The sequence below is a fragment of the Humibacillus sp. DSM 29435 genome (assembly GCF_001758225.1).
GTDB lineage: Bacteria > Actinomycetota > Actinomycetes > Actinomycetales > Dermatophilaceae > DSM-29435.
The window spans coordinates 70,970-85,040 of sequence record NZ_MAST01000017.1 but is presented as its reverse complement, the minus strand read 5'-3'; the positions used below and the strand labels follow the sequence as shown (position 1 = coordinate 85,040).

The following is a 14,071-nucleotide window of genomic DNA, read 5'->3' as shown; positions in this document are numbered from 1 at the left end:
CGGTCGCGAAGGATGGTTTGATCATCGAACGGGGCAACCAGAGCCCCGGCCACGACGGCAGCTCGATGACGAGGAGGTCAGGGTGTACGCAGCAGAGCGACAGCAGCGCATCATCGCCGAGGCCCGCCGCGCGGGCCGCGTCGAGGTCAACGCCCTGGCCGACTCTCTCGGGGTGGCCACCGAGACCGTGCGCCGCGACCTGACCGCCCTCGAACGGCGCGGTTCGCTGCACCGGGTGCACGGCGGCGCGATCCCGGTCGAGCGCCTCGAGGTCGAGCCCACCCTTGCCACCCGCACCGGGCGCCTCTCGGAGGTGAAGCGGCGCATCGCCGCCAGAGCTCTTGACGAGCTGCCGACCGGCGGCAGCATCATCCTCGACTCGGGTTCGACCACCGTCGCCGTTGCCGAGCTGCTCCCACCCGACCTCGACCTCACCGTGCTGACCAACAGCCTGGCGGCCGCAACCGTGCTTGCGACGCACCCCGGCATCTCGCTCTACCTGCTGGGCGGGCGGGTACGCGGCACAACCAGCGCGGCCGTCGGTGACTGGGCCACCGGGGCGCTCGACGGGGTCGTTGTCGACGTCGCCCTGCTCGGCACGAACGGCCTGTCGGTGGCTCGCGGGCTGACGACTCCTGACCAGTCGGAGTCGCTCGTCAAGCGCGCCATGGTCACGGCCGCGCGCAAGTGTGTGCTGCTCACCGACTCGAGCAAGGCAGGCGATGACCACCTGCACCGATTTGCCCAGGTCGCCGAGGTCGATGTCATCATCACCGACACCGATCTCGACGATGACGTCGCCGCCGAGCTCCGTGCGGCCGGACCCGAGGTGGTGACCGCGTGATCGTCTCACTCACGCCCAACCCGAGCATCGACCGAGCAGTCTTCATCGACGCGCTGAACCGTGGGGAGGTGCACCGCTGCACGGGCAGTCGAATCGACCCAGGTGGCAAGGGGGTCAACGTCTCTCGAGCAGTCGCAGCCCAGGGTGGCCAGACCCTCGCCGTGCTGCCGAGCGGCGGCCCCGAGGGGCACCTGCTCGAACAGCTGCTCACGGATGCCGGGGTGCCCCACGTGGGGGTGCCGGTCGCCGGCAGCGTGCGCATGAACATCAGCGTGCTCGAGCCCGACGGCACGACGACCAAGCTCAACGAGCCCGGCCCCGACCTGTCCAACGAGGAAGCCGGTGCGCTGCTCTCCGCCACGCTCGAGCGCGGGGCCAAAGCCGACTGGGTCGTGGGGTGCGGAAGCCTTCCCCCGGGTGCCCCGACCGAGCTGTATGCCGCGCTCGTCACGCACGTGCGGGCCCGCGGTGGTCGAGTCGCCATCGACTCCTCCGGTGAGGCGATGGCGGCCGCTGTCGCAGCGAGACCGAACCTCATCAAGCCCAACCACGACGAGCTCGCCGAACTGGTCGGGCACGCCCTCCCCACCTTGCGCGATGTGCGCGACGCCGCCCGAGACCTCGTGGCCGACGGCATCGACATCGTGGCGGTCAGCCTCGGTGGAGACGGCGCCCTGGTCGTCACCGTCGACGAGTGCGCCCACGCGATCGCCCCGATCTCAACTCCGTTGTCGACCGTGGGCGCCGGCGACTGCATGCTGGCCGGCCTGCTGCACGGGCTCTCACTCGGTCTCGACCCGGCCGACGCCCTCGTCATGGGCGTCACCTGGGGGGCGGCGGCCGTGACCCTGCCGGGCAGCCGTGTTCCCTCTCCAACCGACCTCGCCGGCATCCGCGCCGAGCTCACCCGCACGCCTGACCTCATTCGCACCATCGCCAGCTGAACCCCTGGAAAGGAAGAACATGTCCCTCATCACCGAAAAGCAGGTCGTTCTCGACCTCACCGGTGCCGACCGCCACGCGGCCACCAGGACGCTCGGCGAGCGCCTCGTCGCCTCCGGCCGTTGCACCGACCTCGACCAGTTCATCAACGACGTGCGCAAGCGCGAAGAGACCATGGCGACCGGGCTGCCCGGCGGCATCGGCATCCCGCACGCCCGCAGCGCAGCGATCACCGAGCCCTCGCTCGTGTTCGGCCGTTCGGGTGACGGCATCGACTGGGGCGCCAAAGACGGCCCCGCCAAGCTCATCTTCCTCATCGCGGCGCCCGAGGGCGGCGGTGACGCGCACATGCAGATGCTGCCCAAGCTCGCGCGGGCCCTGATGAAGAAGGACTTCAAGGCTGCGCTCACCGCCGCGACCAGCGAGGCCGAGGTCGTAGCCATCGTCAGCGCCCAGGTCGAGCTCGACCAGCCGGTCGCGTCGGCCGCCGCCGCGCCAACGGTCGCCGCCCGCACGGATGCCGTGTCCGACCCGACGTCCGACACCACGGGCGCGGCGGCGGTCACCGCGTCGTCGCCCACCGGAAGCGCCTCCAGCACAGTGGTATCGGGCGGGGGAGCGACGACGGCCGTCAACGAGCAGGAGCCGCCGCGCGTGCTGCACTTCGTTGGCGTCACCTCCTGCCCGACCGGTATCGCCCACACCTACATGGCCGCCGAGGGCCTGGAGAACGCGGCCAAGGCCGCGGGCCACATCATGAAGGTCGAGACCCAGGGCTCGGCCGGAACGACGCCGCTCGACCCGGCCGAGATCGCGGCCGCCGACGCTGTGATCTTCGCCCACGACCTGCCGGTGAAGGATGCCGGCCGGTTCGCCGGCAAGCCGACCATCGACGTCGGCGTGAAGAAGGGCATCTCCGACGGCCCGGCCCTCATCCAGCAGGCCGCAGACCTCGCAGCCGAGTGGCGGGCCGACCCCAGCAAGGCCGCGGCCGCGCTCGCCGCCGGCCCCGCGGCATCCGGTGGCGGTGGCCTCATCTCGAAGGTCGACAGCGGCGCCAGCCTGGGCACCAGGGTGCGCCAGTGGCTGATGACGGGTGTGTCGTACATGATCCCGTTCGTCGCTGCCGGCGGCATCCTGATCGCCCTCTCGTTCATGCTCGCCCAGCTCGCCGGCGGCAACGGCGCGGTCGACATCGTGAACTACAACCTCAAGCCGGGCGACCCGCTCAACATCGCCGAGACCTTCAGCCCGACCGACCTGACGTCGTGGGCGGCGCTCTTCTTCGTGATCGGTGGCGCGGCCTTCGGTTTCCTCGTGCCGATCCTCTCGGGGTTCATCGCCTTCGCCATCGCCGACCGCCCCGGCCTCGTGCCCGGCATCGTCGGCGGTTCGGTCGCAGCCACGATGGGTGCCGGCTTTCTCGGCGGCCTCGTCACCGGTGTGATCGGTGGTCTCGCCGCCCGCTGGGTCTCGCGGTGGAAGGTGGCCAAGGGCGTACGCGGGGTGATGCCCGTGGTGGTCATCCCGATCGTCAGCTCGCTGATCACGATCGGCCTGTTCATCACCGTGCTCGGCCGCCCGATCAAGGGCCTCAGCGACGGGCTCACCAGCGCGCTCAACGGTATGACCGGGTCGAGCCTGATCGTGCTCGGTCTGATCCTCGGCGCCATGATGGGCTTCGACCTCGGCGGCCCGGTCAACAAGGTGGCCTACGCCTTCGCCACCACCGGCCTGGCAGCAGCCGGTGCCTCGACCGACGCCCCACAGCTGAAGATCATGGCTGCGGTCATGGCCGCCGGCATGGTGGCCCCGCTCGCCATGGCCCTGGCCACCACCATCCGGCCCAAGCTGTTCAGCGAGCCGGAGCGCGAGAACGGCAAGGCGGCCTGGCTGCTCGGCGCCTCGTTCATCTCCGAGGGCGCGATCCCGTTCGCCGCGGCCGACCCCATTCGCATCATCGTCAGCTCGGTCATCGGTTCGTCGATCACCGGGGCCTTGGCGATGGCCTTTGGTGCCACCCTGCGGGCTCCGCACGGCGGCATCTGGGTGCTGCCCCTCATCGGCAACTTCCTGCTGTTCATCCTCGCGCTCGTCATCGGCGTCGCAGTAACGTGCGGCATCGTCGTCGCCCTGAAGTCACGCGACCCGAAGCTTGCTCAAGTCGACGCCGTCGCCACCGTCTGACCTCCACCCAGCTCGGCACCATCCTCTCGACCCTCCCACACCGCGATCCTGGCGGCGCAGATGGGCATCCCGGCGGTGGTGCAGCTCGCAGGAGCCACGTCGATTCCGTTCGGCACGGCGGTGGCGCTCGACGGCGACTCGGGTGAGGTCACCATCGCGCCCGACATGCAGCTCGTGACGCAGCAGCGCGAGCGCGCGGCCCGACGGGCGGAGGCGTTGTCGCATCTGTCGGGGGCTGGGGCCACCTCAGATGGTCACGCGGTCGCCCTGCTGGCCAACATCGGCGGCGTCGAGGATGCCGTCGCGGCCGGGGCGCTCGACCTCGAAGGCGTCGGCCTGTTCCGCACCGAGTTCGTGTTCCTCTCGGCCACCACGGCCCCGACGGTCGCGGAACAGACGGAGGTCTACCGCGGCGTTTTCGCGCCGTTCGAGGGCCGACGCGTCGTCGTGCGCACCCTCGACGCCGGAGCCGACAAGCCGCTGAAGTTCGCCGATCTCGGGCCGGAGGAGAACCCGGCGCTCGGGCGTCGCGGGCTGCGGCTCTCGGCGGAGCGGCCCGACCTGCTCGACGCGCAGCTCGAAGCCCTTGGTATCGCCGCCCGCGAGACCGGCGCCGACGTTCGCGTCATGGCGCCCATGGTCGCCACGGCTGAAGAGGCAGCGTGGTTCGCCCGCCGCGTTCGCGAGAATGGTCTGCCCAAGGCTGGCGTGATGATCGAGGTGCCGGGTGCTGCTCTACGGGCCCGGCACGTGCTCGAGGAGGTCGACTTCGGCTCGCTCGGCACCAATGACCTGGCGCAGTACACCATGGCCGCCGACCGCATGCAGGGCGCGTTGTCTGACCTGCTCGACCCGTGGCAGCCGGCGGTACTCGACGTGGTCGCGGCGGCCTGCGAGGGAGCGGCCGCGGTCGGCCGGCCGATCGGCGTGTGCGGCGAGTCCGCGGGCGACCCTCTGCTGGCCCTGGTGCTGGTCGGGCTCGGCGTCTCGTCGCTGTCGATGGCACCCAGCAAGGTGCCGGTCGTTCGGCTGGCCCTCTCGCTGCACTCGGTCGCAGAGTGTCAGAGCCTCGCGGCAGCCGCTCGGGCGGCCCGAACTGCCGTCGATGCCCTGACCGCCGTTCGCGACGCCGCGAGGAGCGAGCTCACCGACCTGCTGTAGAGCCGCGGGGCCGGCCGCCCGATGCGGCCGGCTCGGGGGCACGCGCAGGCGGCCCGTCGGAGACCCTCTCGGGGCATCTGGCGGGTCAGGCCCACTCGTCACCGAACCGTGGGTGTGTGGGTCACGTCGGGGATGGATCGCGGTCTCAGCCGTCCGCGCAGTGACCGCCCGAGGGATGACCCCACCAGCAGCCCGAGCGCGATGGCGCTGACGACTCCGAGCACGGCGAGGGTGGCCTGGGAGGCGGGCGCCTGGCCGGTCGCGATCTGGGTCGCGCCTAGCAGTCCGAGGCTGCCGGGCACCAGCAGCCAGAAGGCCGGCAGGAAGAGCACGAGCCGCGGCAGCTCAGGACGGCGCAGCTCGACCAGCGTGGCCCCCAGGCTGGCTGCGATCGCCCCGAGAAACCCGCCGAGACCGGCGGAGCCCAGATACTGCCCGGCGAGCTGGGCGCTGAAGGCGACCGTCAGCACCAGCAGCACCCAACCCTGCAGGCGCAGGGGTAGGCCCCCCATGAAGCAGATCGCGAAGCCGATCACCAGCAGCCCCAGCGGGGCGGCCCACCACCCGAGCTGTTCGACCCGCACGTTGAGCAGCAGGGCCGGCCGCACGCGGAGCAGCGCCGTCGCCGCCAGCAGGCCCAGGGCGAACAGGCCCAGCTGCACGAGGCCGTAGATGAGCCGGCCCGACCCGGCCTGCATGTGTCCGGCCGCGAGCTCTGACATGCCGGTGACCACGAGGGCGCCGGGCAGAAGAACGGCCAACGGCGGCAGTACCGTGCGCAGTGGCCCGTCGATCAGCCCGGCGTTGGCGGCGCCGAACACGACGAGTGAGACCGCGAAGGCCGCCACGGTGGGCAGGAGCGTGCGGAGCATCTGGGTGTGCTCGGCCAGCTGCACCAGGATCAGCACCACGACGGCTCCGACCGCTGCGGTGGCGATGTTGGCCCAACCCGGCTGCAGGATCATGGCGATGCCGGCCGCCAGCAGCGGCCAGGCGAGGCGCACGGCCCACGTCGGGTAGCGGGTCTCGCTCGCCGCCACGGCCACCAGCTGCTGACGGGCCAGCGTCGCGCTGATTTCGCCGACCAGCAACTGGTGTCGGACCAGGCGCACGCCGGCCGACTGGTCGAGCCGAAGGCTCTCCCGGGCCGAGCGAACGGTCGACGGCCCACCGTCGGTCAGCGAGAGCATCAGCCCCGTCGGGCCGGCGGCGATCTGGATGTCGGGGTAGCCGAAGTGCACACCGACCTCGGCGAGGTCTTCCTCGACCTCGTGCACCGGCTGACCCGTCGCGATCATGGCGGTGCCGAGATGGGCGAGCAGGGCGCGGGTCTCCGTCTCGTGATCCTGCTCAGACGATCCGGATGCCGACATAGGCACAGTCTCACAGAGCCGCGGCCCGCCAGCCCGCACGGAGTCAGGCGGGGCCGAAGTCAGGCGGTTTCGAAGTCAGGCAGGGGCGAGGTCAGGCAGGGCCGAGGTCAGGCAGGGCCGAGTTCAGGCAGGGCCGAGTTCAGGACGGGTCGAGCGGTGTGACCTCGGGACGCTTGGCGTGGCGGGTGTCGCCTGAGGAGCGGCCGGTGAGGCGACGGTGCACCCAGGGGCCGACGTACTCCTTGGCCCACTGGGCGTTCGCCTGGAGGGCCTCACGCCGACCGATCGGCGGCGCGGGGTCGAGCGGGGCCTGCCAGTCGTGTTCGGCTGCCGGGTGGCCGAGGGCCTCGAGCGCGGCCAGCGCGACCCGACGGTGCCCCTCGCTCGTCATGTGGATGCGGTCCTCCGACCACATCCGCCAGTCGCGCAGCGCCCGCAGCCCCCACTGGTCGATGACGTGGGCGTCGTGCCGCATGGCGATGCTCCAGATGTTCGCGGAGTGGATCGCCGCGCGGCCCCGCGTGGCCTTGACCAGCGGGGCGTCGGCGGGGTCGACCGGGGTCGCCATCAGCACGTCGGCGCCGGTCTCACGGATGCGGGCCACGGCGGCCTCGAGCTCGAGCGCCAGGGCGTCGAGGTCGGCCTTGGGGCGCAGGATGTCGTTGCCGCCACCGACGATGCTCACGAGATCGGGCTCGAGGGCGAGCGCGTCGCTCAGCTGGGGGCCGACGACGTCGGCGAGCTTGCGACCGCGCACGGCCAGGTTCGCGTAGCCGAAACCCTCGCCGTGGGAAGCGGCGATCTCAGACAGGTGAGCCGCCAAGCGGTCGGCCCAGCCGGCGAACTCGCCGCCGCGAGCCAGAGCGGGGTCGTCGTCACACATCCCCTCAGTGAAGGAGTCACCGATCGCGACGTAGCGGGTCCACACTCGCGGGGTGGCCTGTTGGCTCATGTCAGTCTCCAGTCGATCGGTTCGCCGCCCTGCTGCACGAGCAGGTCGTTGGCGCGGCTGAACGGCCGCGACCCGAAGAAGCCGTTGTTCGCCGAGAGTGGCGAGGGGTGGGCGCTCTCGATCCGCGGCACCTCACCGAGCAGCTTGCCCAACGACTGCGCCTTCTTTCCCCAGAGGATGGCGACCAGCGGGCCCGCACGCGCGGCGAGGGCCGTGATGGCCTGGTCGGTGACGGCCTCCCAGCCCTTGCCCTGGTGGCTGTCGGACTTCCCGGGCGCCACCGTGAGCACCCGGTTGAGCAGCATCACGCCGCGCTCGAACCACGGGGTGAGGTCGCCGTAGTCCGGCGTCGGCAACCCCAGGTCGGTGTCGAGCTCGCGGTAGATGTTCTGCAGCGACCGCGGCACCGGCCTCACGTCCGGGGCCACGCTGAAGCTGAGGCCCACGGGGTGACCGATCGTCGGGTACGGGTCCTGGCCCACCACGAGCACCCGCACCCTGTCGAAGGGCAGCGTGAACGCGCGGAGCACGAGGTCGCCGGCGGGCAGGTAGCCGCGACCGGCGGTCAGCTCGGAGCGCAGGAACGACCCCATCGCGGCGATCGTGTCGGCTACCGGTTCGAGCGCCGGCACCCACGACGGGTGTACGAGGTCGGCGAGAGGGCGAACGGGCACCCGCACACGCTACCTCTGACCGCAGTGGCCCCGCCGACCACTCAGACCCGCCGACCACTCAGACCCGCCGACCACTCAGACCCGACCATCACCCGCGCTCGAGGTGACGCATCGACCGGTGCCGGTCATTAGGGTGGCGGGGTGACCCAGAGCCTGCCTTCGGACCCGACCGCCGCCCGACCCACCGCACCCCGCTGGCCGGTGGTCGTGTTCGACCTCGACGGCACCCTCGCCGACACGGTGAACCTGATCGTCGAGTCGTACCAGCACGCGTTCCGCACCGTGATCGGGCACGAGGAGGACCCGGCCGTGATCCGGTCGTGGATCGGGAGGCCGCTCATCCAGGCCTTCCGTGAGCACTCCGCCGAATCGGCCGACGAGCTGTACTCGACCTATCTGCAATGGAACGCCGAGAACACCGAGCGGCTGATCCGGGGCTTCGACGGCGCCGCCGAGATGCTCGCCGCTCTGCGCGAGGCCGGTGTTCTCGTCGGGGTCGCCACGTCCAAGCGTCGTGAGTCGGCCGAGCAGGCGATGGAACTGCTGGGCCTCGCCGAGCACGTGGAGGTGCTCGTGGCGATGGAGGACACCGACCAGCACAAGCCCGACCCCACGCCGCTGCTGCTCGCGATCGAGCGCCTCGGCATCCGCAACCCCTCGCGCGCCGTCTACGTCGGGGACGCCGTCGTCGACGTTCTCGCCGGCAAGGCCGCCGGCATGGACACCGTCGCCGTCACCTGGGGTGCCGGTGAGCTGGCCGCCCTCTCGGGAGTGCGTCCCACGGTGGTCGCGACGACGACCGCCGAGCTGACCGGCATCCTGCTGGGCTGAGCCGGGCGCCCACCGGCGGCGGCGACTCCGGGTGGGGGGCCTAGCATCTGGTCGTGCACAGCTTCGACCAGCCTGTCGACCCCGCGGACGTCGACACCGTTCTCTCCTACGCCCGCGGTCGCCTGCTCATGGACCCGGTGCCGCTCGACCGGTCTCGCTCCCTCGAAGAGCTGGAGCAGCTCGTCGGGCAGACCATCACCCCAGGCGGGCTCGGTACCGCCCGCACGATGGAGCTGTTCGTCGAGACCCTGGCCAAGGCCACCATCTCGACCGACCACCCCGGTTACCTCTCGTTCATCCCGTGCGCGCCGACCCGCGACGCGGCGGCCTTCGACGTCGTGGTCGGCGCCTCCTCCATCTACGGCGGCTCGTGGCTCGAGGGCGCGGGCGCGGTGTACGCCGAGAACCAGGCCCTGCGCTGGATCGCCGACATCGCCGGGCTGCCCCCGCAGGCCGGCGGCACGTTCGTTCCCGGAGGAACCGTCGGCAACCTGTCGGCGCTCGTCACCGCGCGTCATGCGGCGCGGGCCCGAGCGCTGGCCGCGGGTTCGGGGGCCCGCCCGTTCCGGATCGCCGCCACCGACAACGCCCACTCGTCGATCGTGTCGATGGCCGCCGTCATGGACGCCGAGGTCGTCGGGGTTCCCGTCGACGACCACCTGCGCATGACCGGGCCCGAGCTGCGTCGGGTGATCGAGGAGACCGGGCCTGAGACCTTCTTCGCCGTGGTGGCCACGAGCGGCACGACGAACTTCGGGGTCGTCGACGACCTCGCGGCCGTCGCCGAGGTGTGCCGCGAGTTCGGCATCTGGTTCCACGTCGACGGCGCCTACGGGGGCGCCGGGCTGGCCGCGCCGTCGGTGCGGGCGCTGTTCGACGGGATCGAGCAGGCCGACTCGTTCATCGTCGACCCGCACAAGTGGCTGTTCTCGCCGTTCGACTGCTGCGCGCTGATCTACCGCGACCCCGAGCTGGCCCGGGCTGCGCATACCCAGCACGCCGGCTACCTCGACGTGCTGACCGAGGCGGCCGCGTTCAACCCGACCGACTACTCGATCGGTCTGACCCGACGCGTGCGAGGGCTGCCGTTCTGGTTCTCTCTTGCCGTGCACGGCACCCAGGCCTACGTCGATGCCGTCGAGAGCACGCTCGAGGTCACGCGTCATGCCGCCGCCGAGATCGAGCAGCGCGACTACGTCGAGCTGGTTCGCGCGCCCGACCTCTCGGTCGTGGTGTTCCGCCGACTCGGGTGGTCGCCGGCCGACTACCAGGCCTGGACCGACCGGCTGCTGGCCGACGACTTCGCTTTTGTCGTGCCGACCACCTTCCGCGGCGAGACGTTGACCCGGTTCGCCATCGTCAACCCCCGCACCACGAAGGCGTACATCAGCGCCATCCTCGACACGATGATGTGACCCGCGGCGGATGCCGTGTGGTGGGGTGCGTGTGACCGGTGTTGCCTGCTGGGGAGTGAGGTGGGAGCGACACTCCGGGCTGAATGACAACGGTGTCATTCCCGGTCTATGGTGGCTCGATGAGGGCATGAGCCGCCCACGACAGCGAGACAGGACCCAGAGCCAGCACATGAGCACCGACCACGCCACGCAGCATGCCGACCCGTCGATCGGCCAGGCGCCGCTGAGCGACCGCGACCGCGAGATCCTCGGGTTCGAGCGGCAGTGGTGGAAGTACGCGGGTTCGAAGGAGCAGGCGATCAAGGACCTGTTCGACATGAGCTCGACCCGCTACTACCAGGTGCTCAACGCCCTGCTCGACAACCCGTCTGCCCTTGAGGCCGACCCCATGTTGATCAAGCGGCTGCGCCGGATGCGCTCGAGCCGTCAGCGCGCCCGCACCAGCCGTCGCCTCGGCTTCAACCTCTGACGGGCCCGACGCCTCTGCCGTCTGAGCACGGCGTGCGTCGCCTCACGCCCCACCGGTGAACCCCGTGGTTCACTTCCCCCATGGCAGAGGTGACGATCCGTCGTGCCGGGGCCGACGATGCGTTCGTCGTGGCGGCCCTGCACCTGCAGTCGGCGCGCGACCTCGGGATGAGGGCTGAACCCGGCTTTCTCGACCGCTTCGTCGACGCCTGGCTGCGTGCACGCCCTGACTGGCCGACGTGGATCGCCCAGCGCGAGGGCGAGCATGCCGGCATCCTCGAGACGAGACGCCTGCGCTCGCTGCCCTGGCCGACGCAGCCGGAGGTCACCTCCCTGCACGTCGAGAACCTGTTCGTTGCGCCGGCCCATCGCGGGCTCGGGGTCGAGGAGGCTCTTGCCGAGGCGATGATCGAGTGGGCCCACAGCACCGACATCACCTCGGTGCGCGCCACCGCCGACGACCGCACGCGCCGGCTCTACGACGGGCTCGGGTTCAGCTCGCCGGGTCGGCTCATGGAGTTCGACCTGCGCGAGCCCTCCTGACCCGTTGTTCTCGATGCGCCCCGTTCGAGCAGGGTCGGGGAGGTTCATCGGCGCCAGGTGCCGACAGACCTCCCCGACCCCGCCGGCGCCTGCTCGTCATCCACAGGGGCCGGGTCTGGGCGTACGCGGCAGGGGCCGCGTGGAGCAGGCTTCGAGTCATGGGCGAGCCAGCGGCCGAACGGGTTCTCGAGAGCCAGTGTGGTGTCATCGCTCGCCGACAAGTGCTGGCGTCGGGCCTCGATGACGACGACATCGAGCGAATGCTGCGTCGGCGTGAGTGGTCGCGCGTCCATCCCGGCGTCTACGTCGACCACACCGGCGAGCCGACCTGGATCGAGCGGGCCTGGGCGGCGACCCTGTTCCACTGGCCGGCGGCACTGGCGGGACCATCGGCCCTGCGGGTGCATGGGGTGCGTTCGGCCGGCGGCGGCCTCTCATCGGTGAGCACCGAGCCCATCCATGTCGTGGTGGCTCACGACCGCAGGGGGTGGGCTCCGGCGGGTGTGCTGCTCACCCGGCGCCGGCGCTTCGACGACCGGGTGCAGCTGCACCTCTCACCACCGCGGTTGCGCATCGACGAGGCGCTGCTCGACGTGGCCTCGGGCTGCCGTGACGAGGCAAGTGCCGTGGCGGTGCTCGCAGACGCGTGCCAGGAGGGGCGCACCACGCCGGACCGACTGCGAGCGACGCTGCTGCCCCGGGGCAGGTTGCGGCACCGGAAGACACTGCTCACGGTGCTCGATGACGTGGCCGACGGTGCCCTGTCGGCTTTCGAGCGCCGCTACCTGACCCAGGTCGAGCGCCGGCACCGTCTGCCGACGGCTCGACGCCAGGTGCGGGTGGCGACGCGCGGCGGCATCACCTACCGCGATGTCGAGTACGCCGACTTCGCCACACTGGTCGAGCTCGACGGACGGCTGGCCCATGCGGGTTCGCGACGTCGGTGGGACGACTTCGAGCGCGACATCGAGTCGGCGATCACCGGCCAGGTCACGGTGCGCCTCGGCTGGGGCCATGTGCTCGAACCGTGCCGTACAGCGGGGCAGCTCGTTCGGTTGCTTCGATCACGCGGCTGGGCTGGTTCGCCGGTCGCCTGTGACGCCGGATGCCCGGTGGAGGTCGCTGCTCGGGCGGCCGGCTGAGCGGTGAGGCAGACCTCGAAGAGGTCGGGGAGGTTTCTCGGCAGTAGGTGCCGATAGGCCTCCCCGACCTTGCCAACCCTCCGACCAGACCGGTCAGACTGACCCCAGGTACTGGTCGAAGCCCCGGCGGAAGGCCGCCTCGAGCCCGTCGAGCGGGTAGGCCAGGCGCTCGTCGGGCTCGGCCACGGCAGCGGCCCACGACTGCCCGGCGATGCGCCGTTCGCGGATGACGGCCGCCACCGCCGCGATCTCGCTGCGCTGGCGCTCGACGAAGGCCGCGTCGACGCACCGCCCGTGCCCGGGCACGACCACGCTGGCCGGCCCGAGCCAGTTCTGGTGCGAGCCCAGGGTGTCGGCCCAGTCGAGGGGCCAGCAGTCGCCCCCGAAGGAGGGCGGGGCACTCTCCTCGATGAGGTCGCCGAGAAACATCGCGTCGGTGTCGGGCACGTGCACGGCGATGTCGCCGTCGGTGTGCCCCCGACCGGCGTACGCGAGGGTGACGACCCGGTCGCCGAGGTCGATGGTCGCACCCTTGCCGAACGTGCAGTCGGGGCCGCGCACCACGGTCGCCAGCACGGCTGCGGCATCCGCCTCGGTGTAGCCGTACTCGGGGCCGTCTCCGGGGTCGGCCCGGAACTCAGCCTTGATGCGCTCGGCGTCGGCGACGAAGGTTCGGCCGACGTTGTCGTGCGCATGCACGGTCGCCGACGCAAAGGCGGAGTTGCCGAAGGTGTGGTCGAAGTGCACGTGAGTGTTGACCACGTGGCGAACGACGATGTCGCGACCGAGCGCCCGGATGTCGCCCTGGACCTCCGAGCCCTGTCGGTCGCTGGCCCGGGTGTCGACCACGACGGCGCCGTCTCGCCCGAGCACCAGCCCCACGTTGACGTTCCACTGCGGGTACCGGGCCACGAGCACCCGGTCTGCCACCTCGACGAACCCGCTCGGCACGACCATTGGCCCACCGTAGGGCCGGATGGCACGCTGAGGGGATGCCGTGCACCTTCTGTTCCGTCGTCGCCGGCGACCTGCCGGCCGACATCGTGCTCGACGAGCCAGAGCTGCTGGGCTTCCTCGACCGCCGACCCGTGTTCAAGGGCCACGTGCTGTTGGTGCCCCGCGGGCACGTCGACACCCTGCTCGACCTGCCGCCGCATCTGCACGCGCCCCTGCTCGAGGCGACCCAGCGGCTGGCCCGGGCCGTCGTTGCCGGGCTCGGAGCCCAGGGCAGCTTCGTGGCGATGAACAACCTGGTGAGCCAGTCGGTTCCGCACCTGCACGTGCACGTTGTGCCGCGCACCAGGGGCGACGGCCTGCGCGGCTTCTTCTGGCCACGCACCACCTACGCCGACGAGGCCGAGTCGGCCGACTACGCCGCCCGCCTCCGCTCGGTGCTCGACACGCCGCCCCCGGCCTGACCGGAATCTGCCGAACCGGCCGTCCGGACGTTTGCACTCTCGGGGTGAGAGTGCCAATAATGTCGTTAGCACTCTCACTAGGGGAGTGACAGAAAGACCATGGGCCGTGTGCCGAGGTCTC

Annotated in this window: 14 protein-coding genes and 1 pseudogene; 11 read left to right on the top strand and 4 right to left on the bottom strand. The window is 71.2% G+C overall.

Going from position 1 to position 14,071, the window contains the following annotated elements; genetic code table 11:
* Positions 1-82: 82 nt before the first annotated feature.
* The 5 genes and pseudogenes from BA895_RS12835 to BA895_RS12820 all read left to right on the top strand — a co-directional run bounded on the left by BA895_RS12835 (position 83) and on the right by BA895_RS12820 (position 5,134).
* Positions 83-844, top strand: a complete 762-nt coding sequence (locus BA895_RS12835; protein ID WP_070192300.1) for a DeoR/GlpR family DNA-binding transcription regulator — start codon at positions 83-85, stop codon at positions 842-844.
* The gene (gene pfkB / locus BA895_RS12830) at positions 841-1,788 is read left to right on the top strand and encodes a 1-phosphofructokinase (RefSeq protein ID WP_070192299.1); all 948 of its coding nucleotides are present in this window, start codon (positions 841-843) and stop codon (positions 1,786-1,788) included. The genes BA895_RS12835 and pfkB overlap by 4 nt, the downstream gene beginning before the upstream one ends.
* A 19-nt stretch (positions 1,789-1,807) precedes the next feature.
* Positions 1,808-3,973, top strand: a complete 2,166-nt coding sequence (locus BA895_RS12825) for a fructose-specific PTS transporter subunit EIIC (protein WP_070192298.1) — start codon at positions 1,808-1,810, stop codon at positions 3,971-3,973.
* Between the two features lie 36 nt (positions 3,974-4,009).
* Positions 4,010-4,105 (top strand): annotated as a pseudogene (locus BA895_RS24715) (PEP-utilizing enzyme); the annotation flags it as partial.
* Between the two features lie 33 nt (positions 4,106-4,138).
* Positions 4,139-5,134 (top strand): putative PEP-binding protein, encoded by a 996-nt coding sequence (locus BA895_RS12820; RefSeq protein WP_256388448.1) that lies wholly within the window; start codon positions 4,139-4,141, stop codon positions 5,132-5,134.
* A gap of 98 nt (positions 5,135-5,232) precedes the next feature.
* On the opposite strand, the gene BA895_RS12815 is transcribed toward BA895_RS12820, so the two are convergent.
* The 3 genes from BA895_RS12815 to BA895_RS12805 form a co-directional block, all read right to left on the bottom strand.
* Complete coding sequence (locus BA895_RS12815) at positions 5,233-6,507, bottom strand: threonine/serine exporter ThrE family protein (RefSeq protein WP_070192297.1); 1,275 nt, start codon at positions 6,505-6,507, stop codon at positions 5,233-5,235.
* A gap of 139 nt (positions 6,508-6,646) precedes the next feature.
* On the bottom strand, positions 6,647-7,459 hold the full coding sequence (locus tag BA895_RS12810) for an SGNH/GDSL hydrolase family protein (RefSeq protein ID WP_070192296.1): 813 nt from the start codon (positions 7,457-7,459) through the stop codon (positions 6,647-6,649).
* Positions 7,456-8,133 carry a uracil-DNA glycosylase gene (locus BA895_RS12805; RefSeq protein ID WP_070192335.1) on the bottom strand — a complete coding sequence of 226 codons (678 nt, stop codon included), beginning with the start codon at positions 8,131-8,133 and terminating at the stop codon, positions 7,456-7,458. Before BA895_RS12805 ends, BA895_RS12810 begins: the two co-directional genes overlap by 4 nt.
* A 141-nt stretch (positions 8,134-8,274) precedes the next feature.
* Here BA895_RS12805 and BA895_RS12800 point away from each other — a divergent pair, with 141 nt between their 5' ends.
* The 5 genes from BA895_RS12800 to BA895_RS12780 all read left to right on the top strand — a co-directional run bounded on the left by BA895_RS12800 (position 8,275) and on the right by BA895_RS12780 (position 12,532).
* The gene (locus tag BA895_RS12800; protein WP_254666451.1) at positions 8,275-8,964 is read left to right on the top strand and encodes an HAD family hydrolase; all 690 of its coding nucleotides are present in this window, start codon (positions 8,275-8,277) and stop codon (positions 8,962-8,964) included.
* Positions 8,965-9,017: 53 nt separating this feature from the next.
* A complete protein-coding gene (locus BA895_RS12795) occupies positions 9,018-10,379 on the top strand; it encodes a pyridoxal-dependent decarboxylase (RefSeq protein WP_070192295.1) in 1,362 nt (453 codons plus the stop codon).
* A 169-nt stretch (positions 10,380-10,548) separates the two neighbouring features.
* The gene (locus BA895_RS12790) at positions 10,549-10,848 is read left to right on the top strand and encodes a DUF3263 domain-containing protein (RefSeq protein WP_139142638.1); all 300 of its coding nucleotides are present in this window, start codon (positions 10,549-10,551) and stop codon (positions 10,846-10,848) included.
* 80 nt (positions 10,849-10,928) lie between these two features.
* Positions 10,929-11,390, top strand: coding sequence for a GNAT family N-acetyltransferase (locus tag BA895_RS12785; RefSeq protein ID WP_070192293.1), 462 nt, complete (start codon positions 10,929-10,931; stop codon positions 11,388-11,390).
* Positions 11,391-11,548: 158 nt separating this feature from the next.
* Positions 11,549-12,532 carry a type IV toxin-antitoxin system AbiEi family antitoxin domain-containing protein gene (locus BA895_RS12780; RefSeq protein ID WP_070192292.1) on the top strand — a complete coding sequence of 328 codons (984 nt, stop codon included), beginning with the start codon at positions 11,549-11,551 and terminating at the stop codon, positions 12,530-12,532.
* Between the two features lie 93 nt (positions 12,533-12,625).
* On the opposite strand, the gene BA895_RS12775 is transcribed toward BA895_RS12780, so the two are convergent.
* Positions 12,626-13,489 (bottom strand): MBL fold metallo-hydrolase, encoded by an 864-nt coding sequence (locus tag BA895_RS12775; protein ID WP_070192291.1) that lies wholly within the window; start codon positions 13,487-13,489, stop codon positions 12,626-12,628.
* Positions 13,490-13,524: 35 nt separating this feature from the next.
* Here BA895_RS12775 and BA895_RS12770 point away from each other — a divergent pair, with 35 nt between their 5' ends.
* Complete coding sequence (locus BA895_RS12770) at positions 13,525-13,950, top strand: HIT family protein (protein WP_070192290.1); 426 nt, start codon at positions 13,525-13,527, stop codon at positions 13,948-13,950.
* The last annotated feature ends 121 nt before the right edge of the window (positions 13,951-14,071 follow it).